We start from the raw sequence: 21,028 nt of genomic DNA, 5'->3' as shown, positions 1-21,028 counted from the left end.
GCACCTAAAAATAGAGAGAGCGTTATGAAAATAAGAATGTCCACCTTACTCAGTTCCTTGTTACTCGTGAGTAGCCCTGCATTGCAGGCCTCTGATGGCCCCGACCAAGCTTTTTTTAATGACCTCCAGCAAAAACATAATATTAGCCGTGAACGGGCTGAGGCATTACTCAGCCAAGCACAGAAAAGTAACGACGTATTAGAAGCTATTGCGCGCCCATGGGAGGCGAAACCTTGGCATGAGTATTACCCTATTTTTCTTACTGAACGCCGAGTCGAACAAGGCATAGAGTTTTGGCAAACGCACAAACAAGCGTTGGAGCGGGCAGAAAAAACCTACGGTGTGCCAGCCGAAATCATTGTCGCGATCATTGGTGTGGAAACCTCTTACGGCAACTTCCTTGGGCGCCATCGAGTGCTCGACGCGCTCTACTCTCTGGCATTTTACTACCCGCCTCGCGCTACCTTTTTTAAAAGCGAACTCGGTCATTTTTTAGCCTTGGTGGAAGAAGAACAATTGCCCGCAACAGAATTGATGGGCTCTTATGCCGGTGCCATGGGCTATGGCCAATTTATTTCCTCGAGCTACCGCGCATATGCCGTTGATTTTGACGGTGACGGGGTGCGCGATTTGCTCTCCAACCCAATCGACGCCATTGGTAGCGTTGCCAACTACTTTGCCCGCCACCGCTGGCAAGCTGGTGAGCCGGTGGCTGTGCCCGCTTGGCCTGGTCGTGAAGCAAATCTTACTGAGTTAATTTCTACGCGTGGTCAACAACTCACGCATACGGTTGCGGAACTGCAAAATGCTGGTATTTACTTTGTAACGGAAGCTGCCGGCGATACCCCCGCTCGACTCTTTAAATTCGACGAGCCCGCTGGGAACGCCTCATATTATGTGGCCTTGCCAAATTTTTACAGCATTACTCGTTACAATCATAGCCCACTTTACGCTATGGTTGTGTATCAACTTTCACAACGGTTACAACGTAAAGCACCATGAAAGAAGCGCTCGCTTTAGTCGCCCTCATACTTAGCTTAAGTGCCTGTTCAGGCACGTCTAGCCGTTACAGTATGAAGCACGACGCAACTCCCAGCCGGTCGCCTACCTCCGTGGAAATGCAAGACCCGATTCCACGGTTCGAGCCTTATAGCCGCCAAGGCAACGCGCCTTATCAGCTATTTGGCCAACATTACGACATTATTCGTAACGTTGAAGGCTACCAAGAAACCGGCATCGCCTCTTGGTATGGGCGTAAATTCCATGGCCACCTCACCTCAAACGGCGAGTATTTTGACATGTTTAGCATGACCGCGGCGCACAAAACACTGCCGTTACCAAGCTACGTTCGGGTTACCAATACCGCCAATGGTAAACAAGCGATTGTTCGCGTAAATGACCGCGGTCCCTTCCATCGCGGTCGCATTATAGATCTTTCCTACGCGGCAGCTTACCGCCTTGGCGTTGTAGCAACAGGCACCGCTCCTGTTCATATTGAAGTGATTACTCAAATACAACCGCCACTTTTAGCACGAAGTAACGAAAGCACCCCTGAACAAGAGGCCTCACAACTCTATATTCAATTGGCAGCAGCACAGAGTAGAGAAAATTTGGTCGCCCTTGTGCAACCGTTGAAAGATAATTACCAACTCAATGCAACCCTCGACGAGAGCAATGGTCTACATAGACTATTCGTTGGCCCTTTCGACGAATTAGAGGCAGCACAGTGGTTAAGTACACTCAGAAATAATGGCTACTCAGGTGCATTTCGGGTACAGCGTACTAACGAAGCATCGTCATTTTCTGATACAATAGACGACCGTTAATGATCGCTCCTCAGCCTTCTTTTTTCTTTTTAAACGAGAGAGTTTCTTACCCATGAAAAAGCGCGTATTGAATCAACTTTTCGCCGGTAGTGTATTTGCACTCAGTTTATTTTCCTTTACCGCAACGGCCGTAGTTCCGCCGGCTCCGTCTATAAATGCGCGCAGTTATATTCTAATGGACTACACCACAGGCGAAATTATAGCCGCCAGTAACGAACACGAGCCTCATGGCCCAGCAAGCCTTACCAAAGTAATGACCGGCTACATTATTGGTAAAGAACTCGAGCGCGGCACTATTAGCCTAACCGACCCGGTAACCATCAGCGAACGTGCTTGGGCGCGCAACTTCCCGGGCTCGTCGTTAATGTTTATTGAAGTCGGCCGTGAAGTTCCCGTATCAGAATTGCAAAAGGGCATTATTATTTCCTCAGGTAATGACGCGTCGGTAGCGATGGCTGAGCATATTGCTGGGGGCGAAGGTGCTTTTGCCGACCTTATGAATGCCCATGCGCAAAGTATTGGCATGCAAAACACCCTCTTTCGTAATCCGCATGGTTTACCTGCTGAAGGGCAAGTCACTACCGCATTTGACATGGCGCTGCTTACCCAAGCTCTTATTAAAGAGCTACCGAGTGCTTATGCCTTACACAGCGAACGCGAATACACCTATAACAACATTCGCCAGTACAACCGCAATTCCCTGTTGTGGGACCGCAGCCTGAACGTAGACGGGGTAAAAACGGGCCACACCGCGGAGTCCGGATACAGCCTCATTACTTCGGCAACACAAGACGGTATGCGCTTGATTACCGTGGTTATGGGTACACAAAGCGAAGTCGCGCGCGCTGCTGAATCAAAAAAATTACTCAATTACGGGTTTCGTTTCTATGAAACAGTTACCGCTTACGAAGCGGGCGAGAGCTTTGTGTCGCAGCGCATTTGGGGCGGGAGTATCGATCAAGTCGAACTTGGCGTGCAAGACGCTGTTGTGGTGACTTTACCAAAAGGACAGCGCGATCGCCTAGAAGCGAATTTTGTACTCGACAAACCCCTCGAAGCACCGCTCGCGTTGGGCGAAACCGTTGGTCGTGTTTATTTAACACTTGAAGGTGAAGATATTGCGACCTTCCCCTTGGTTACCCAACAAGCCGTAGAGCGCGGCGGTTTCTTCAAACGTATTATGGACAACATTAAGCAGAGATTTAGCGACGAATGAGTTTAGTTTACCTCAACGGGCAATGGCAGCGCCCTGAAGAAGCCGCGGTTTCAGTGTTCGACCGCGGTTTTTTGTTTGCCGACGGTATTTACGAAGTCGTGCCCTTTTACCAAGGTTACCCGCTCGAATTCGAGGCCCATTTCGCACGGCTCGAGAACAGCCTGCAGGCGATCAATATTCCGAACCCGCACACGCAAACCGAGTGGCTCAGTATTTGCCAAACGCTCGCAGAGGGCATTGCGAATGCGAATGCCATTATTTACATTCAAGTGACTCGCGGCGCTGAATATCCTCGCCAACATTTACCGTCGAACTCGCTCACGCCGACGGTAATGGCCACAGCCTCAGCCTGGACGCCTCCAGAAACCACTGCGCCGCCTGTGCGTGTTGAGCTTATGGACGATATTCGCTGGTTACGCTGCGATATTAAAAGCATTAGCTTACTGGGCAATATTTTGCTTAAGCAGCAAGCTGCTCAGTGTGGTGCCTTTGAGCCTATCTTGCAGCGTGCAGGGCGCATTACCGAAGGTGCGTCATGCAACTACTTTATGGTAAAAAACGGCGTGCTCTTTACCCCACCAAAAGACAATCTCATTCTACCCGGCATCACCCGCGATTGGGTTTTAAGTCTTGCGCATCAATGCGGTATACCGGTTGAAGAGCAGGCGTTCTCTGTCGACGACCTTATGCAAGCCGATGAATGTTTCCTTACCAGCTCTACTCGCGAAGTTCAGCCGGTTGGATTTATTGGGGAAACCGCCATTGCAAATGCTAAACTAGGCCCCATAACTGAGCAGTTGGCGCAAGCTTTTCGCATGAGCCGCCCACAAGGCCCAGCGTTAGCATAGGCCGTAGCAAAGAGATTAAGTAATGAATACTAAATTTGACGAATTACTCGACTTCCCGTGTGAGTTTACCTACAAAATAATGGCAATTGCCCGCCACGACCTTGCAGACGACGTGGTGTCTGTGGTGCAGCAACATGCACCCGGCGATTACACCACTGAAACTAAAGCTTCGAGTAAAGGTAACTACCATAGCGTAACTATTCGCGTGGTCGTGCAAGACAAAGATCACGTAGAAACGCTGTATGCTCGCCTTGCTACCATCGACGGCGTACGTCACGTTTTATAACGCAAATACCCGCACTTTTCGCTGGGTGTTGTTACCGCTTTGTTCAGGTATAATTGCACACTATGAATGAACTCGTTATTCGCCAATTAGGCCGTATGGATTACGTACCTGTATGGGAAGCCATGCAGGGCTTTACCGACACGCGCGACGAACATAGTCAGGATGAACTCTGGATCGTCGAGCACCCGCCGGTATTCACTCAGGGCCAAGCCGGCAAAGCAGAGCATCTCCTAGCGCCAGGCGACATACCAGTGGTTCCGGTAGATAGAGGTGGCCAAGTAACCTACCATGGGCCCGGCCAGCTCGTGGTGTATTTCATGATTGACATTCGCCGTCGTAAACTCGGCGTGCGCGATCTTGTTACCGCGATAGAAGAAACTGTGGTGCGAAGCTTAGCGCCGTACGGTATTCAATCGGCTCCTCGCGCAGACGCGCCGGGAGTTTATATTGGTGAAGAAAAGGTTTGTTCACTCGGTTTACGTATTCGCAAAGGCTGCTCTTTTCATGGCCTCGCCTTAAATGTGAATATGGACTTGTCACCTTTTTTGCGCATTAACCCTTGTGGATATGCAGGCATGGTAATGACGCAAACCAGTGCACACCAAGGTCCCGAACATATTAACGAAGCCGCAGAGCTTATTGTACAGCACTTTGCTGAACAACTCGCTTATGCAAAAACGATCAATCAAACAGGACTCGCATCCGATTATGTCAAAGCCAGTTAGAATTGAACCCGGCGTAAAACTGCGCGACGCAGACAAAATGGCACTTATTCCCGTTCAAGTTGTGCCAACAGAACGCGAAGAAATGCTGCGCAAACCCGAATGGTTGAAAGTGCGCTTACCTGCCTCAACTGAACGTATTGACCACATAAAAAAGGCAATGCGTAAACACGGTTTACATTCAGTATGTGAAGAAGCCTCGTGCCCTAATTTGCCCGAATGTTTTAACCATGGCACTGCTACCTTTATGATCTTAGGCGCTATTTGTACCCGTCGTTGTCCATTCTGCGACGTCGCCCACGGTCGCCCATTGCCAGTTGACCCACAAGAAGCAGTAAAACTCGGTGAAACTATTGCCGACATGGGGGTGAATTATGTAGTGGTCACCTCGGTAGACCGCGACGACTTGCGCGACGGCGGAGCGCAGCACTTTGCCGACTGCATTCGTGAGATTCGTAGCCGCAGTGAAGGGATAAAAATAGAAGTTCTAGTGCCTGATTTTCGCGGCCGCATGCAAATTGCATTGGATATATTGGAAGCCGAGGCGCCGGATGTATTCAATCATAACCTTGAAACGGTTCCGCGTATGTACCGTGCCGCTCGTCCCGGCGCCAACTATCAATGGTCGCTCGATTTGCTCAAGCTCTACAAAGAGCGCCGCCCAGATGTACGCACTAAGTCTGGGTTAATGGTGGGTCTCGGGGAAACCAATGAAGAGATTCTCGAAGTTATGGAAGATCTCCGTAGGCACAATGTCGACATGTTAACCATCGGCCAGTATTTACAGCCGAGCCGCCATCACATTCCAGTAAAACGTTATGTTACCCCCGACGAGTTTGCCATGTTTAAGCGCGAAGCAGACAAAATGGGCTTTACACAAGCCGCGTCAGGTCCTTTAGTGCGCTCTTCGTACCACGCCGACCTACAAGCCGCCGGCATTGAAGTGAAATAAGCTTCACAAAGGCCTCACGGTAAACCGTGAGGCTTTTTTTTGCCCTTCACTCTAACGCTTCGGGGTGACGCACAGCATGCACAATTTCAGCAAACGACTGACCAATTAAGCTGATGTGTATCGACTCTCCGGTTTTTTCCGCTATGGTTAACGCAGCGATAAAACCAACCCACTCGTCGTTTTCGGTAACACCAATAAAATCTGAGTTACAACGCTGCAGGGTAAGTGCAATGTCGCCAATTTTGGCTTGTTCCAAGGCCTTTTTGCTCACCGACGGCAAGCGCGCCAACGGTATCATTAACTGCTCAGCTTCCAATTCGTTATGCGCAACACCCAACTCCTTGGCTAAGCGCACCGTTTTGCCGTTGTAGAGACTGTGCTTATTAACAATCCCGAGCACTTCACCGTTACGGTCCATCACCAAAGCATGGCGCCGCTGTGCCGCAGACAAAAGTGCGTCCAATTCCGGCAACTTCAGGTGGCGCTTTACAAACAAAGCGTCTTTAAAGGTTATGTTTTCTAAAACTACGTTGGCAGGATCACTAAAGCTGAAAAACGATACCGCTTTTACTAAAGGCGATTTGACAGCCGAAGAGCCTAGCTCAACAGCTAAAGAATGAAATTTTGACATGAGAATACTCCTAAGATTAAAAGAAAATGTTTTTCACTTAGAAGTAAATGGGTGGACCTCGAATAAGGTGTGCGGCGAGTGAAACAAACTCCCAGTCTAGCTCTGCAATACTGAAACGAACCGAGTGTTGTATTGCTTGCACTAACAGCTGCAGTGCTGCAGCGGTTGCAGCATTGTCGTTTGCTGGGCTGTCGCCGGAACATGCGCTTACGGCGCTTTCATTAGCAGCCGACTGCGTTGCAGGTAGAAAGTAAGATGTGCGGTCTACATGAGCAAATAACGCCTGTTCATTCGAATGATACGCAGCACTATGGCCGCTAAAAAGCGCCAAGAGTAGCAATAACGTGATCGTGAATGAGCGTAGCACCATAACTTCCTTTCCGTTTCCTTTCCCTTAAAAGAAATACGCCCTCTTGGCGAAAAACTCAATAGCTGGAGAAAAATATAATTGAAATTGGCAACTATGGCATTTGTTCCGCCATACTCTGTAACATCCATTGCAGATATAAATCGGGTACAAAACGACTTTCTGAACGCTCCATAAAGGTAGCTTCGCTGAAAGGTCGCCAGGCTTGCGCACCGGTATTTTCACAGGTACCGGTGGGATATAAACCCACCCGACGCGGCTCTGCAGAACCTAAACGCCAATACGGCACTCCACCAATCAGTATCGGCGACGCTATTGTGGTGTTCAGTTCACTGGCCCAAGGTAAACGCGCTTGAATGCGTTCGAGTTCAGGGCTGCTCACTAAGCTACTCTCTGTCGTGATCACATTCCACGAGGGAAATACAAAGTCATCCGCGCAAAATCGCTCTGCTACGTCACGTTGCATCGGGTATTCGTCTGCCAAGCCTAAGGCATGCCCAAGCTCATGTAACAGCACTCGCCACGTCGCTTTTTCATTCAAGTATATAGTGCGATTTCGCGTGTTTGCACTTCCTTGCTCTGTCACCACAATATTTACATGCGTAGTCGAAAACTCCTCGTGAGCAACACAATAAGCCCTGCCACTACTGGGCTCACAATGGTTTAGCGGCTCTTGCGTCCGAGTGGCGCAGAGTACGAGCCCACGCGCTTGCATAAACCCGCTCATTTCGGCCAACCATTGATAGATAGCCAACAGGCCTTGATTTCGCTCGAACTGAAAATGCAGACGAAAATCGCAATACCCTGCTGTAGCTCGAAAAATATCGGCACCAGCACGGCGTTGAGCCCACTCGCTGGTATTTGGCGCAACACTGCGCCAGTGTGGGAGAAGCGACGGCTCACCCAGCCCTATCAGCAGCTCGGCGAGTTGGCTTTGCTGGGCAGGTGCGAGGGTTTGTTGTAGTTCGTTTACACTATTATCAAAGAAAGGAGCAAGCTCCGCGCGAGCGAGTTGGTACTGTTCAGGAAAGCCATGAGCGAGTTCAATCGTTGCTGCCAAACTCTGTGCAGCAGCGTGTTGTAGCCATTCATAACGGCGCTGAGGCACCAGTTCAATCAGTTCAAACGCAGCGTCACTAAAGCCGCCTTGGAGCGCACGTTGAAACCAAATTACCGCTTCATGATTGTTATTCTGTTGCCGTGCCCTTTTGGCAACGGCGAACATGGCTTGCGTATACCCTTGTTCTGCAGCAATGCGTTTGCTTAACCATGAATGGCCTAACGTTGGACCGCTCGACGTGATCAACAGGCCTAAACCAAGTACAACGAACCACGTTACAACACGCATTGTCACTTTAACTTACGGCACGCTTTTTTGATCCGCTTCCCGCAAACGGTAAAGTTCCGCTCGGGCAACGCGGTGCTCAACGAACGAATACACATTGGTCATGAGCACCAACTTAAAATAATTAAGTGCTTGCTCGGTATCACCCTGCATCGCCGCCTTCTTGCCTAAGTAAAAATAGGCCTCACACAAACGCTCCACTAACTCTTGATGTGTTTCAATGCCCTGAAAGGCAGCAGAAATGAGCTGATTTTCAGATATATCGCCAGCAAGAAAACGCAAAATACCGCCCCCCCAGGTGCGCGCTGGAACGGCTTGCATTTGCTGCCGAAGTTGCTCCGAGGCGCGCCCAGAGTCGAGCTCAAAAGCCGCAAAATATTGCCACGCGATACGGTAAGCGTCGCTCGGATCTTGAAAATAGAAATCCGCAAAATCGGTAAACGCCATGTCGAATTGACCGTCATAATACGAGGTTAAGCCACGGTTCAAATACACAAAATCATGTTCCGGGCTTAATTCAATTACGCTGTCGAATGCCTCATACGCGTTGCTGTAATTACCATTTTGCATGTAATAAATGCCAACATAGTGCCACGCATCTGCCATAGCCGGTTCAAGGGCGAGTGCCTTATTCATCTCTAATAAAGCAAGGGTATTTAGACCTAATGCGTCGTACAGCACACCCCGACGATAATAAAGAGTGGCCCGCTGTTCGTCGTTAACTTCATCGCTTTCCATCAGCTCATTTATTTGTGCAATTTCTGCTTGCTGACTCTGCGACGGCAAGGCCGGTTCGACAATAGCAAGATCCGCTCGCCGCTGAGCTTGCCCTTCTCCCCCCGTTCTGCCCTGTTGGCCTTGCTCCCGGCTACCTTGTTCATTACCGGAATCGGAGGGGGTAAGCTGACAGCCAACAAGGAAACTCAATAAAGCGATGTACACAAATATTTTCAAAACTAAACTCCACCAACAACTGCTCTGCACTTTTCCTATTACACCACAGTGATCGCCGCTTTCCTAGAATCAACTGTTCGGATGCCACAGACTACGTCAAAACCAACAAAAAACGCCCTGAGCTTCTGCAAAGGGCGTTTTTAAAATCACTGCTATTTTTAAACAGCAGCTAAGTGAGCATTAAACGAATGAAATTATTCGCTATCACTCTCTGCTGAGCTTTCAGCCTTAGGTGCAGCTTCTTTCATACTCAAGCGAACGCGACCTTGGCGATCAATCTCAAGAACTTTCACCGCTACGGTTTGGCCTACTTCTAGGTAATCGCTCACATTCTCTACACGCTCTTCAGCGATTTGAGAAATGTGAACTAAGCCGTCTTTACCCGGTAAAATGGTTACAAAGGCACCAAAATCAACAATGCGAGCTACTTTACCTTCGTAAATACGACCCACTTCAACTTCAGCAGTTAAAGCTTCGATTTTCGCAACTGCAGCTTTCGCATCAGCTTCATCTGTGGCGGCAATCTTAATCGTACCGTCGTCGGTAATTTCGATATTGGTGTTGGTCGATTCCGTAAGTTCACGAATGACTGCACCACCTTTACCAATTACGTCACGGATTTTTTCAGGGTTAATTTTCATAATATGGAAGCGCGGTGCAAATGAAGACACTTCTTCGCGTGCGCCGCTAATGGCTTCGTCCATTACCTTAAGAATATGTAAGCGAGCGGCTTTGGCTTGTGCTAATGCTTGCTCCATAATGTCTTTGGTAATCCCTTCGATTTTAATGTCCATTTGCAGAGCAGTAACACCTTCGGTGCTTCCCGCAACTTTAAAGTCCATATCACCGAGGTGATCTTCATCGCCTAAGATGTCAGAAAGAACAACAAACTTATCGCCTTCTTTCACCAAGCCCATGGCAATACCTGCCACTGAAGACTTGATCGGCACACCCGCGTCCATCAGCGCTAACGAGGTACCACAAACAGAAGCCATAGAGCTTGAGCCGTTTGATTCAGTGATTTCTGAAACCACACGAATGGTATACGGGAATTCTTCTGGCGAGGGCATAACTGCCAACACACCGCGCTTAGCTAAACGACCATGACCAATTTCACGACGCTTAGGTGAGCCCACCATGCCGGTTTCGCCTACACAATACGGAGGGAAGTTGTAATGCAGCATGAAGTTGTCTTTACGCGCGCCCATTACTTCGTCGATATTCTGTGCGTCACGCTCAGTACCTAACGTTGCCACCACAAGCGCTTGGGTTTCCCCACGCGTAAACAAAGCTGAACCGTGGGTACGTGGAAGTACGCCCGTAGCAACGTGCAGACCACGAACCATATCCGGTTCACGACCATCGATACGAGGCTCACCGGCAATAATCCGACTGCGCACTACGTCTGACTCGATATCATGGAAAATATCAGAGGCTTCTTTTTCATTGAGCTCTGCATCGTCTGCTTTCAAAGCTTCAAGCATTTCGTTACGAACAACGCTCAGCGCGTCACGGCGTTCTGCTTTATCTGCAATGCTGTATGCCTGACCGATTTTTTCCGCAGCAAAGGCACGAATTTTTTCGATCAAAGGTTCGTTTTTCGCCGCTGCCTGCCAATCCCACTTCGGGGTGTTCACTTCAGCTGCCAATTCGTTAATCGCGCTGATTACGGTTTGCATTTGCTCATGGCCATACATAACCGCGCCAAGCATTACGTCTTCGCTGAGTAGGTTCGCTTCCGACTCAACCATTAATACCGCGGCCTCAGTACCTGCAACCACAAGATCAAGATCTGAACTGGTTAATTCAGTTTGTGACGGGTTGAGCACATATTCATTGTTGATTACACCAACGCGCGCTGCACCAATAGGGCCATTAAATGGAATACCAGAGATAGAAAGCGCAGCCGAAGCACCAATCAGTGCCACGATATCTGGAGAAATTTCTGGGTTGACTGAAACTACAGTTGCAATCACCTGAACTTCGTTAAAGAAACCTTCTGGGAACAGTGGACGAATTGGACGGTCGATTAAACGACTGGTCAGGGTTTCGCCTTCACTTGGGCGGCCTTCACGCTTGAAGAAACCACCTGGAATTTTACCAGCCGCGTAGGTACGCTCTTGGTAGTTCACAGTCAACGGGAAGAAGTCTTGGTCTGGTTTGGCTTCTTTTTTGCCAACCACAGTAACCAGCACCGAGGTGTCACCCATGCTTGCCATAACAGCTGCTGTGGCCTGACGCGCAATTGCACCAGTTTCAAGAGTAACGGTATGTTGACCATACTGAAATTGTTTAATAATAGGATTCACTTTTCTTTTCCTTCACTTACTTACATTCACTTACTTATATTCACTATTGATATAAGTTGCCCACCCGGGCTCACTGACATACTTGCTTATTTTGCCGTTCGCAGTATAACGAATAATCGCGAACAACAGAATCTTAAAAACAAAAAGGGGCCAAAGGCCCCTTCTGTATGAAATGCTTCTTAACGACGCAATTCCAAACGCTTGATCAACTCTAAGTAGCGGTCTTGGTCTTTACGCTTCAAGTAGTCGAGAAGCTTACGACGTTGACTTACCATGCGCAGTAGACCGCGACGTGAGTGGTGGTCGTGCTTGTGCTCTTTGAAGTGATCTTGCAAATGCAAAATCTGAGCAGTTAGCAATGCAACCTGCACTTCAGGTGAACCTGTGTCGCCTTCGGCACGTGCGTAGTCTTGTACGATTTGAGCTTTTTGAGCAGCTGTTAGTGACATAATTGTTACTCCAGTTAAATGAACCTTAGCCGATCACTACTTCAGCCAAAGTAAAGAGGGGCGCATTATACGAGCCCACACCTTTATTTACAAGCACTTCTAGCCATAAATAACAACCCGAGCGGGCCAATATTGGCCGTCTGAGTCACGATATTTCGCCATCCCCCAAAAGCAGTTTGCGTCGTCGTACACACGTAGCCGCTCCGCAGGTGGTGATTCGTTTTCGGCCAGCTGAAAAGGTTGACCATGGCGAAAACCTTTGCACTCTTGTTCTGTCAAGGTTACCGCCGGCAACGACAACGCTGGTGTGTCGAGCGGCAGCAACAGTGCGTCTAGTTCTGTCGGCGCGGCCAACGATTCTACCCGTGCTTCAAGGTCGCTAAGGGTTATCATAGCGTTAGTTGGATAATGGGTCACCGCAGTTCTGCGTAGCACTTTTACATGCGCCCCACACCCCAGCACTTGCCCGAGATCATCCACTAAACTACGAATATAGGTACCTTTTGAGCAATCCACATCAAGGGTTACTTCATCGCCAGAAAAAGCCACCAAGCGCAGGCTGAAAATGGTAATGCTTCGCGCTTCACGCGGAACCGTTTTACCGGCCCGCGCATATTCGTAGAGCGGTTTGCCTTGATACTTTAACGCGGAAAACATCGAAGGAACTTGCTGAATTGGGCCACGAAACTGCTCTAATGCTGCCAACAACTCGGCTTCGGACACAGCCACCGGCCGGGTTTCGACAATGGTTCCGTCGGCGTCACTGGTGTCTGTACGTTGCCCCAACTTAGCGACGACTCGATAGCTCTTGTTAGCGTCGAGCAGCAACTGCGAGAACTTAGTGGCTTCCCCTAAGCAAACGGGCAGCATACCTGTCGCCAGCGGATCGAGCGCACCGGTGTGCCCTGCTCGATTAGCATTGAATAACCGTCGAACCACTTGTACGACTCTGTTCGAGGTTACCCCTTGCGGCTTATCGATTAAAATCATGCCGTGCACGTCACGACCGTTCTTACGCCTACGACCCATTTAATCGTCCTGCGGGGTATCGTTATTGTCGCCGTGCTCGCTCTTCTTGCGCTCGTCTTCTGCGCGCACTTGTTTTACCAATGCCGACATGCGCATGCCGTCCATAGTTGAGCGGTCATGGACAAACTTCAAGTTGGGCGTAACTCGGGCTTTTAAACGCTTGCCTAGCAACGAGCGAATATATCCCGACGCATCATTTAATACGTCTAATGCTTCCTTAACCGCCTCTTCATCGTCCTGTAAAAAGGTTACAAAAACCTTCGCGTACGACAAATCGCGAGACACTTCTGCATCGGACACTGTTGGCATGACCACGCGTGGGTCTTTAATTTCGCGCTGTAGAATTAAAGCTACTTCACGTTGCAGTTGCTGGGAAAAACGGTCAACCCGTTTAAAATCAGCCATAGCGCTCTCCTTTATAGAAAAAACCGATCGATGCCAAGCACCGATCGGTTCAATAAGTACCAAGAACTTACAGAGTACGTTCTACCTGAACCGTCTCGAATACTTCGATTTGGTCGCCTACTTTAACGTCGTTGTAGTTCTTCACCCCGATACCACATTCCATACCGTTGCGAACTTCCTGTACGTCGTCTTTAAAGCGGCGTAACGACTCAAGCTCACCTTCGTAAATAACCACGTTTTCGCGCAATACACGAATAGGGGCTGAACGTTTAACGATACCTTCGGTAACCATACAACCGGCAATCGCACCAAGTTTCGGCGACTTAAACACGTCACGAACTTCGGCCAAGCCAATGATTTCTTGTCTAAACTCAGGCGACAACATACCCGTCATGGCTTGCTTAATTTCGTCGATTAGGTCGTAAATAACACTGTAGTAACGAAGTTCAATATTTTCGTTCTCAACTACTTTACGTGCAGCCGAGTCGGCCCGAACGTTAAAGCCGATAACGATTGCATTTGAAGCACCGGCGAGTGAAATATCGGTTTCCGTAATTCCACCTACACCGCTACCAACAATATTTACCTTCACTTCGTCTGTAGACAACTTACCCAGCGACTCGGTAATTGCTTCAAGCGAGCCCTGCACGTCAGACTTCAATACAATGTTCAATTCAGAAACATCGCCTTCTGCCATATTGCTAAACATGTTCTCGAGTTTGGCTTTTTGCTGGCGTGCAAGTTTCACGTCGCGGTATTTACCTTGGCGATAATTCGACACTTCGCGCGCTTTACGCTCGTCTTTCACCACAGTTACTTCGTCACCCGCAGAAGGAACACCCGACAATCCGAGAATTTCTACTGGAATTGACGGACCGGCTTCCGACACATCGCGCCCAAGCTCGTCGCGCATGGCACGAATACGACCGTATTCTAAACCACACAGAACAATGTCACCTTTACGCAAAGTACCTGACTGCACCAAAATTGTCGCAACTGGACCGCGGCCTTTGTCGAGACGCGATTCAATAACCAACCCGTGCGCCATACCTGCATGGTCTGCCGTTAAATCAAGCAATTCAGCTTGTAACAATATCGCTTCTAGTAAGCCGTCAATATTGAGGCCTGCTTTCGCAGAAACATGAACGAACTGCGTGTCGCCGCCCCACTCTTCAGACAACACACCGTGTTGCGACAATTCAGACTTCACACGATCAGGATCAGCTTCTGGCTTATCCATTTTGTTCACTGCAACCACCAACGGAACACCCGCAGCTTTCGCGTGCTGAATAGCTTCAATGGTTTGTGGCATCACACCGTCGTCGGCTGCAACCACTAGAATAACCACGTCGGTTGCACTTGCACCACGAGCACGCATAGAGGTAAACGCAGCGTGACCCGGCGTGTCAAGGAAGGTAATCATGCCATGACCTGTGTCTACGTGGTATGCACCAATGTGCTGGGTAATACCACCTGCTTCACCGTCGGCAACCTTGGTTTTCCGAATGTAATCGAGTAACGAGGTTTTACCATGGTCGACGTGGCCCATTACGGTCACGACAGGCGCACGTGGCGTTTGTTCACCACTTTCACCACGGTCACTCAATACCGACTCTTCTAATGCGTTGTCGTTCACCACTACTGGTGTGTGGCCCATTTCTTCAACCACTAACGACGCCGTTTCTTGGTCGAGCACTTGGTTGATGGTTACCATTTCACCCAGCTTCATCATCGACTTAATCACTTCAGACGCTTTAATCGACATACGGTTAGCAAGTTCTGCAACTGTAATCGTTTCGGTAATCCGAACTTCCTTAGTTACCGGCGCTGCTGGTTTATTAAACCCGTGCTGCAACGACTGTGGCGCTTTCATTTTGCCGCCCTTACGGCGACGTTCACGGCGCGGTTGCTCTTCGTCTTCTTTGGTTTTCTTTTGCTTTGTTTTCTTGCGGCGAGCACGACGTTCTTCTTCCGTGTCTTGCTGCTCTTCCGCGTATTTCGCAGTTTCAGACGTAGTGAAGTGAACGTCTTCTTCTTCCGCTTTCTTGCGGCGAAGTTCTTCTTCTTCCCAACGTGCTTGGTTTTCTTCGGCTAAGCGACGCGCTTCTTCAGCTTGTTTCTTTGCCTCTTCCTCGGCTTTCTTAGCCAGCTCAGCTTCCTGCACTTTACGCAGTTTTTCTTCTTCCGCGCGCGCTGCTTCAATAGCCGCGCGTTCTTCAGGAGACTTGGCAGCCGCTGCTGCAGCCTTCGCTTTTGCAGCTTCTTGCGCCTTGCGTTTTTCTTCACGAACACGACGCGCTTCTTCTTCCTTACGCTCTGCTTCCGCTTTCGCTTTTAATCGCGCTTCTTCTTCCGCTTTAGCTTGTTCCGCGGCCTCACGCTCGGCTGCTAAACGCGCTTCTTCCTCAGCGGCGAGTTCTTCTGCAGACGGACGTTTTACATAAGTACGCTTTTTCCGCACTTCTACTTGAACTGCCTTCGCCTTGCCTGGGCCCGCGCCCACACTCAGCGTGCTACGACTCTTGCGTTTTAAAGTCATACGTTCTGGCGTAGACGGCGCACCATCACCACCGTGCGCACGATTCAAGTGCGCAAGCAATTGCGCTTTTTCGTCTTCAGTAACCGAGTCGTCGGCACCTTTCTTTTGAATGCCCGCGTCACTCAATTGTTTCAGCAAGCGATCAACGGAGGTACCGATATCACTGGCAAGTTTTTCTACTTTGACTTCTGCCATTTAACTCTCACCTCACTTGTTTTCTTCTTCACTGAACCAGCAGATGTTACGCGCTTGCATAATCAATTCGCCTGCTTTCTCAGCTGTTAATGATTCGATCTCTTCAAGATCGTCGATACCCTGCTCTGCAAGGTCTTCAAGGGTACGAACACCCTTTGCCGCGAGTTCGAACGCTAAATGACGCTCAAGCCCTTCTAAATTCAACAATGACTCGTCTGGCTCCGCCCCTTCTAAGCTTTCTTCACTTGCCAAAGCTTTCGTGGTTAAGTAATCACGAGCACGCGCACGAAGCTCTTCAACCGTGTCTTCGTCCAAACCGTCGATTGCGAGTAATTCAGCTACTGGAACATAAGCAACTTCTTCCAGTGACGAGAAACCTTCGTCAATCAGTAAGCCGGCGAAGTCTTCCTCTATATCCAACCCTTCAGTGAATAAGCTCATTAAGCGTTGCGACTCTGCTTCATTACGCGCATTGAAATCGGTAACCGTCATTACATTCAATACCCAGCCAGTCAGCTGACTCGCTAAACGAATGTTTTGCCCATTGCGACCAATCGCTTGCGCAAGGTTGCCCTCTTCAACGGCAATTTCCATGGTGTGCGTTTCTTCGTCCATTACGATAGAAACCACTTCCGCTGGTGCCATAGCATTAATCACGAACTGTGCAGGGTTGTCGTCCCACAACACAATATCAACGCGCTCACCGCCGAGCTCGCCGGAAACCGCCTGAACACGCGCACCGCGCATACCAACGCAGGCACCCACGGGGTCAATACGGCGATCGTTCGACTTCACCGCAATTTTTGCGCGAGAGCCAGGATCGCGAGCTGCGCCCTTAATCTCAATCATCTCTTCGCCAATTTCTGGCACTTCAATACGGAACAATTCAACTAAGAAGTCTGGGTTGGTTCTGCTTACAAATAACTGTGCGCCACGCGCTTCAGGGCGAATATCAAACAATAACCCGCGTACACGGTCACCCGGTCGCACGGTTTCACGTGGTAACATTTCGTCGCGGAAAATCACCGCCTCTGCGTTATTGCCAAGGTCTAGAATAACGTTGTCACGCGACGTTTTCTTTACAATACCGCTGATTAACGAACCAATTTGGTCTTGGTATTGTTCAACCACTTGTGCACGTTCGGCTTCGCGAACCTTTTGGAAAATAACTTGCTTCGCTGTTTGCGTGGTAATGCGGTCAAAGGCAATCGAGTCGATTTGCTCTTCCACATAGTCGCCCACTTGCACAGATTCGTCGTCATACTGAGCAGCCGACACCGAAATTTGCGTGAGTGGATCTTCCATAACGCCTTCAGGATCTTCCACCACTAACCAACGGCGGAAAGTGTCGAACTCACCGGTATTACGGTCAATCGCTACCCGTACATCAATGTCGGCACCATGTTTTTTACGCGTTGCGGTTGCAATCGCAATTTCTAGTGCTTCAAAAATTTTTTCTCGCGGCACCGCTTTCTCGTTAGAAACGGCCTCTGCAACTAGCAAAATTTCTTTATTCATGCCTTTGCCTCACCCACCTAAGGTTCAATCAAATTTAGGAACTAAGTGCGCTTTCTTTACCTGTTGAAAGCTCACTCTGAACGGCTGTTGGTCAATCGTAAAACTAAGGATGTCACCTTCTACGGAATCCAACTTACCGGTAAATTTACGTCGGTTCTCAACAGGTACCTGAAGTTGTACCGCAATATCTTCGCCCACCAACGCTTCGTAATGTGCTAATTTAAAAAGTGGACGGTCCATACCCGGAGATGAAACTTCGAGGTTATATTCTGAGCTGATCGGGTCTTCAACGTCGAGTACCGCACTCACTTGTCGGCTCACCAACGCGCAATCTTCTATAACCACACCATTCTCATGGTCAATAAACAACCGTAACGTGGAATGGCGGCCTGCACTTATATATTCAATACCAAGCAATTCGAACCCTGCAGCTTCCACTGCTGGCTCTAAAATAGCTGTTAATCTTTCTACCAATGTTGCCAAGGCAACCTCCAAAAACAAAAAAAGGGCGTATCGCCCAGTTCTTAGGTCAAGCTTGAAGCGTCGGGAGCCTAGATAGCAAAAAGCCCCGGCACTGTCGGGGCTTAATAATGCTGCTTAGCCTGTCGACCCGAATTCAGCACGTTAAGTTTTACTCAACTCTGAATTCGAACTGGTTGCGGGGGCAGGATTTGAACCTACGACCTTCGGGTTATGAGCCCGACGAGCTACCAGACTGCTCCACCCCGCGTCCGAATGCCTTTATTATACCGAGATGACCTTTGAATGCAACCGCAAAGCGGCTATTTCTCTGGGTTTCTTGCGTTATAACAAAGATTTAATTGGTGCCGAAGACGAGACTTGAACTCGTACGCTCAGAAGAGCACCACCCCCTCAAGATGGCGTGTCTACCAATTCCACCACTTCGGCAAATTCTTACTATTTAAAACTTTTTTCTTATCTTAATTTTCTTAACTGTTAGTTACCTGGTGGCAACTCTGGCATTACAGGCTCTTCAACACTAGTCGGATCAAAAATGTCATCAACGTTACCCGACTGAGCAGCCATATTACCGAGCATAAGGCTCAGCAAAAAGAAGCTTACTGCCAAAATAGCGGTTAAGCGCGTAAGGAAATTGCCCGATCCGCCAGAACCAAATACGGTATTCGACGCGCCAGCACCAAAAGAGGCACCCATTTCCGCACCTTTACCCTTTTGCAGGAGGATGAGCGCAATAAGCGACACCGCTACAAGCAAATAGATAACCAATAATACTTCATACATACGTTATTTATCCTGTACTGCCTTGCAAATGGCCTCGAACTGCTCAACATCTAAACTCGCGCCACCAATAAGGCCACCGTCGATATCTTGCTGTTCAAATAACTCGCCTGCGTTAGCAGGTTTTACGCTACCTCCATAGAGGAGCTGAATACTTTCGGCTAAGCTCGCATTACGCTGCTTTAACCATCCGCGAATCAAGGCATGAATCTCTTGCGCTTGGTCCGGGCTTGCCGTTTCGCCTGTGCCAATAGCCCATACGGGTTCATAGGCAATCACCAACCGGCTTAAATCTGCTTGTGCCAACCCTGCTTCGAGTTGCGCAATAATTACTGACGCTTCGGCTCCGGCCTGTCGTTGTTCAAGAGTTTCCCCTACACACAACACCGGAATGACTCCCGCGTTTTGCGCTGCTTCCACTTTTCGCGCAACGAGTGCATCGCTTTCGTGAAACAGCGCGCGTCGCTCAGAATGCCCAATTAAAACATAATCAGCACCCGCGCTTGCCAACATGTCGGCAGACAATTCGCCTGTGAAGGCGCCGCTTTGTTCTGCACTACAATTTTGCGCACCTAATACCAAGTGTGGGAATAAGCGCTTGCAGTCAGAGAGAAAAACAGCGGGCGGACAGATAGCGACTTTTGAAGCCAGTGATGACCAACGCTCTGCAAATGCTTTTGCGAGTTCTAAATCACCATTTAACTTCCAGTTTGCTATAACCAGTGGTTGGCGCACAAGGGCCTCCTGTCCTGTTCTCTAAGCGGCGCAGATAGTATCGAACATTCTGAACGGATACAAGCACCCATGTTAAGTTTTTAAGAAAATAGCGTGCAACTGGTTATTCTGCGCTCACTGCTTCCACTTCTTGGGCTATTTGTTGCGCATAGGCCCTCACCACACTTGCATCTTGGCCTTCCACCATAACACGAATAAGGGGCTCGGTACCGGACTTACGGAGTAACACGCGGCCCTTTTTGCCTAATGCTCGCTCAACCTCAGAAACCGCCGAGCGTACATTGTCTGCAACAAGTGGATCGGTGCCTGCTTGAAAGCGCACATTCACTAACACTTGCGGAAACATGGTCATGCCGCTTAACAGTTCACGGGCCGAGCAATTCGCGCGCTCCATTGCTATTAGAAATTGCAATGCTGCAAGTATACCGTCGCCGGTCGTGTGATATTTCAGATTAATGATATGCCCTGAATTTTCGCCACCAAGCATCCAACGACGTGACGCTAAGCCTTCCATAACATGGCGGTCGCCAACCGAGGTGCGAATAAAAGGCACACCAAGCTTTTCAAGTGCGAGCTCTAAACCCATGTTCGACATGAGCGTTCCGGCTACACCGCCTTCCAGTTCGCCGTCACTCAGCGACTGCTTGGCAATAGCATAAACAATTTCGTCACCGCCAATAACTTGCCCTTTCGCGTCGACAATCATAAGCCGGTCGCCATCGCCATCGAATGCTAAACCAAGTTCACATTGGTGATCTCGAACAGCTTTGGCGAGAGCATCGGTGTGAGTTGCGCCGCATTCTTTATTAATATTCAGGCCGTCTGGCTTGGTTGCAACTTCCACAACTTCTGCGCCAAGTTCGCGAAATACCGCTGGAGCAATGTGGTAGGTAGCACCGTTTGCGCAATCTACAGCTATTTTACGCCCCGCTAACGACAGTGACGATGGGAATATACTCTTGCAAAATTCAATATAACGACCCGGGGCGTCTTGAATGCGGGCGGCACGGCCGAGTTTTTCAGAAGGCACACAATCCATTGGCTGATCCAGCATGGCTTCAATTGCCGCCTCAGTTTCGTCCGACAACTTGTGCCCAGTGTCTGAGAAGAACTTTATGCCGTTGTCATAATAGGGATTGTGCGACGCACTAATCACAATGCCTGCAGCGGCTCGAAAGGTACTGGTTAAATACGCAATGGCAGGTGTTGGCATTGGGCCAAGAAATTCGACATTCACTCCTGCCGCCGAAAATCCAGCTTCTAAAGCCGACTCCAGCATATAACCAGAAATACGAGTATCTTTTCCAATCAGTACCTTTTTATTTCCCTGCGCCGCAAACACTTTGCCGGCAGCCCAGCCTAATTTAAGCACAAAGTCTGGGGTAATCGGTTGCTCACCAACGTGTCCACGAATTCCATCTGTTCCAAAATACTTACCCATG

The 21,028-nt window shown here is 49.2% G+C and carries 21 protein-coding genes and 2 tRNA genes; 7 read left to right on the top strand and 16 right to left on the bottom strand.

Translation table 11 applies throughout. The features are described 5' to 3' along the window. The first annotated feature begins 24 nt into the window (after window positions 1–24). The 7 genes from mltB to lipA all read left to right on the top strand — a co-directional run bounded on the left by mltB (window position 25) and on the right by lipA (window position 5,850). Window positions 25–1,002 (top strand): lytic murein transglycosylase B, encoded by a 978-nt coding sequence (mltB, locus tag DQW12_RS08255; RefSeq protein ID WP_113907390.1) that lies wholly within the window; start codon window positions 25–27, stop codon window positions 1,000–1,002. Further along, window positions 999–1,826, top strand: coding sequence for a septal ring lytic transglycosylase RlpA family protein (locus DQW12_RS08250; protein WP_113907389.1), 828 nt, complete (start codon window positions 999–1,001; stop codon window positions 1,824–1,826). The genes mltB and DQW12_RS08250 overlap by 4 nt, the downstream gene beginning before the upstream one ends. A gap of 52 nt (window positions 1,827–1,878) precedes the next feature. Then, a complete protein-coding gene (locus DQW12_RS08245; protein ID WP_113907388.1) occupies window positions 1,879–3,042 on the top strand; it encodes a D-alanyl-D-alanine carboxypeptidase family protein in 1,164 nt (387 codons plus the stop codon). After that, complete coding sequence (locus DQW12_RS08240; RefSeq protein ID WP_113907387.1) at window positions 3,039–3,890, top strand: D-amino acid aminotransferase; 852 nt, start codon at window positions 3,039–3,041, stop codon at window positions 3,888–3,890. Before DQW12_RS08245 ends, DQW12_RS08240 begins: the two co-directional genes overlap by 4 nt. 22 nt (window positions 3,891–3,912) lie before the next feature. Then, window positions 3,913–4,176 (top strand): DUF493 family protein YbeD, encoded by a 264-nt coding sequence (ybeD, locus tag DQW12_RS08235; RefSeq protein WP_113907386.1) that lies wholly within the window; start codon window positions 3,913–3,915, stop codon window positions 4,174–4,176. 62 nt (window positions 4,177–4,238) lie between these two features. Then, window positions 4,239–4,901: a lipoyl(octanoyl) transferase LipB gene (gene lipB, locus DQW12_RS08230; protein ID WP_113907385.1), complete on the top strand. Its 663-nt coding sequence runs from the start codon at window positions 4,239–4,241 to the stop codon at window positions 4,899–4,901. Next, window positions 4,885–5,850, top strand: coding sequence for a lipoyl synthase (gene lipA, locus DQW12_RS08225; RefSeq protein WP_113907384.1), 966 nt, complete (start codon window positions 4,885–4,887; stop codon window positions 5,848–5,850). The genes lipB and lipA overlap by 17 nt, the downstream gene beginning before the upstream one ends. Window positions 5,851–5,896: 46 nt before the next feature. On the opposite strand, the gene DQW12_RS08220 is transcribed toward lipA, so the two are convergent. The 16 genes from DQW12_RS08220 to glmM form a co-directional block, all read right to left on the bottom strand. Next, a complete protein-coding gene (locus DQW12_RS08220) occupies window positions 5,897–6,481 on the bottom strand; it encodes a CBS domain-containing protein (RefSeq protein ID WP_113907383.1) in 585 nt (194 codons plus the stop codon). A gap of 37 nt (window positions 6,482–6,518) precedes the next feature. Next, window positions 6,519–6,851 carry a hypothetical protein gene (locus tag DQW12_RS08215; protein WP_113907382.1) on the bottom strand — a complete coding sequence of 111 codons (333 nt, stop codon included), beginning with the start codon at window positions 6,849–6,851 and terminating at the stop codon, window positions 6,519–6,521. 91 nt (window positions 6,852–6,942) lie between these two features. Then, window positions 6,943–8,196, bottom strand: coding sequence for an SEL1-like repeat protein (locus DQW12_RS08210; protein ID WP_113907381.1), 1,254 nt, complete (start codon window positions 8,194–8,196; stop codon window positions 6,943–6,945). 12 nt (window positions 8,197–8,208) lie between these two features. Continuing rightward, a complete protein-coding gene (nlpI, locus tag DQW12_RS08205; RefSeq protein ID WP_157957882.1) occupies window positions 8,209–9,147 on the bottom strand; it encodes a lipoprotein NlpI in 939 nt (312 codons plus the stop codon). A 194-nt stretch (window positions 9,148–9,341) separates the two neighbouring features. After that, window positions 9,342–11,456 (bottom strand): polyribonucleotide nucleotidyltransferase, encoded by a 2,115-nt coding sequence (gene pnp / locus DQW12_RS08200; protein ID WP_113907379.1) that lies wholly within the window; start codon window positions 11,454–11,456, stop codon window positions 9,342–9,344. 179 nt (window positions 11,457–11,635) lie between these two features. Next, window positions 11,636–11,905, bottom strand: a complete 270-nt coding sequence (gene rpsO / locus DQW12_RS08195; RefSeq protein WP_113907378.1) for a 30S ribosomal protein S15 — start codon at window positions 11,903–11,905, stop codon at window positions 11,636–11,638. Window positions 11,906–12,004: 99 nt separating this feature from the next. Continuing rightward, a complete protein-coding gene (gene truB, locus DQW12_RS08190) occupies window positions 12,005–12,934 on the bottom strand; it encodes a tRNA pseudouridine(55) synthase TruB (protein ID WP_113907377.1) in 930 nt (309 codons plus the stop codon). After that, the gene (gene rbfA / locus DQW12_RS08185; protein WP_113907376.1) at window positions 12,935–13,339 is read right to left on the bottom strand and encodes a 30S ribosome-binding factor RbfA; all 405 of its coding nucleotides are present in this window, start codon (window positions 13,337–13,339) and stop codon (window positions 12,935–12,937) included. A gap of 67 nt (window positions 13,340–13,406) precedes the next feature. Continuing rightward, complete coding sequence (gene infB / locus DQW12_RS08180; RefSeq protein ID WP_113907375.1) at window positions 13,407–16,073, bottom strand: translation initiation factor IF-2; 2,667 nt, start codon at window positions 16,071–16,073, stop codon at window positions 13,407–13,409. A 12-nt stretch (window positions 16,074–16,085) separates the two neighbouring features. Next, complete coding sequence (nusA, locus tag DQW12_RS08175) at window positions 16,086–17,591, bottom strand: transcription termination factor NusA (RefSeq protein WP_113907374.1); 1,506 nt, start codon at window positions 17,589–17,591, stop codon at window positions 16,086–16,088. 24 nt (window positions 17,592–17,615) lie between these two features. Then, window positions 17,616–18,074, bottom strand: a complete 459-nt coding sequence (gene rimP, locus DQW12_RS08170; protein WP_113907502.1) for a ribosome maturation factor RimP — start codon at window positions 18,072–18,074, stop codon at window positions 17,616–17,618. Between the two features lie 170 nt (window positions 18,075–18,244). After that, window positions 18,245–18,321: transfer RNA gene (locus DQW12_RS08165), tRNA-Met, on the bottom strand. 92 nt (window positions 18,322–18,413) lie between these two features. Then, window positions 18,414–18,500, bottom strand: a tRNA-Leu gene (locus DQW12_RS08160). A gap of 48 nt (window positions 18,501–18,548) precedes the next feature. Beyond that, the gene (secG, locus tag DQW12_RS08155; RefSeq protein ID WP_113907373.1) at window positions 18,549–18,854 is read right to left on the bottom strand and encodes a preprotein translocase subunit SecG; all 306 of its coding nucleotides are present in this window, start codon (window positions 18,852–18,854) and stop codon (window positions 18,549–18,551) included. Window positions 18,855–18,857: 3 nt separating this feature from the next. Continuing rightward, window positions 18,858–19,586 (bottom strand): triose-phosphate isomerase, encoded by a 729-nt coding sequence (gene tpiA / locus DQW12_RS08150; RefSeq protein ID WP_113907372.1) that lies wholly within the window; start codon window positions 19,584–19,586, stop codon window positions 18,858–18,860. A gap of 103 nt (window positions 19,587–19,689) precedes the next feature. Beyond that, window positions 19,690–21,027 (bottom strand): phosphoglucosamine mutase, encoded by a 1,338-nt coding sequence (gene glmM, locus DQW12_RS08145; protein WP_113907371.1) that lies wholly within the window; start codon window positions 21,025–21,027, stop codon window positions 19,690–19,692. Window position 21,028 lies beyond the last annotated feature (1 nt).

Origin of the sequence: Aliidiomarina celeris, from assembly GCF_003316875.1 — a bacterium.
Classification (GTDB): domain Bacteria; phylum Pseudomonadota; class Gammaproteobacteria; order Enterobacterales; family Alteromonadaceae; genus Aliidiomarina; species Aliidiomarina celeris.
Note: the sequence above shows the minus strand (reverse complement) of the source record. Positions and strands in the feature narration are given on the sequence as shown.

Coding starts and splice junctions, on each gene's coding strand:
- mltB (WP_113907390.1), top strand. CDS start 25: ATGAAAATAAGAATGTCCACCTTACTCAGTTCCTTGTTACTCGTGAGT.
- DQW12_RS08250 (WP_113907389.1), top strand. CDS start 999: ATGAAAGAAGCGCTCGCTTTAGTCGCCCTCATACTTAGCTTAAGTGCC.
- DQW12_RS08245 (WP_113907388.1), top strand. CDS start 1,879: ATGAAAAAGCGCGTATTGAATCAACTTTTCGCCGGTAGTGTATTTGCA.
- DQW12_RS08240 (WP_113907387.1), top strand. CDS start 3,039: ATGAGTTTAGTTTACCTCAACGGGCAATGGCAGCGCCCTGAAGAAGCC.
- ybeD (WP_113907386.1), top strand. CDS start 3,913: ATGAATACTAAATTTGACGAATTACTCGACTTCCCGTGTGAGTTTACC.
- lipB (WP_113907385.1), top strand. CDS start 4,239: ATGAATGAACTCGTTATTCGCCAATTAGGCCGTATGGATTACGTACCT.
- lipA (WP_113907384.1), top strand. CDS start 4,885: ATGTCAAAGCCAGTTAGAATTGAACCCGGCGTAAAACTGCGCGACGCA.
- DQW12_RS08220 (WP_113907383.1), bottom strand. CDS start 6,481: ATGTCAAAATTTCATTCTTTAGCTGTTGAGCTAGGCTCTTCGGCTGTC.
- DQW12_RS08215 (WP_113907382.1), bottom strand. CDS start 6,851: ATGGTGCTACGCTCATTCACGATCACGTTATTGCTACTCTTGGCGCTT.
- DQW12_RS08210 (WP_113907381.1), bottom strand. CDS start 8,196: ATGCGTGTTGTAACGTGGTTCGTTGTACTTGGTTTAGGCCTGTTGATC.
- rpsO (WP_113907378.1), bottom strand. CDS start 11,905: ATGTCACTAACAGCTGCTCAAAAAGCTCAAATCGTACAAGACTACGCA.
- truB (WP_113907377.1), bottom strand. CDS start 12,934: ATGGGTCGTAGGCGTAAGAACGGTCGTGACGTGCACGGCATGATTTTA.
- rbfA (WP_113907376.1), bottom strand. CDS start 13,339: ATGGCTGATTTTAAACGGGTTGACCGTTTTTCCCAGCAACTGCAACGT.
- infB (WP_113907375.1), bottom strand. CDS start 16,073: ATGGCAGAAGTCAAAGTAGAAAAACTTGCCAGTGATATCGGTACCTCC.
- nusA (WP_113907374.1), bottom strand. CDS start 17,591: ATGAATAAAGAAATTTTGCTAGTTGCAGAGGCCGTTTCTAACGAGAAA.
- secG (WP_113907373.1), bottom strand. CDS start 18,854: ATGTATGAAGTATTATTGGTTATCTATTTGCTTGTAGCGGTGTCGCTT.
- glmM (WP_113907371.1), bottom strand. CDS start 21,027: ATGGGTAAGTATTTTGGAACAGATGGAATTCGTGGACACGTTGGTGAG.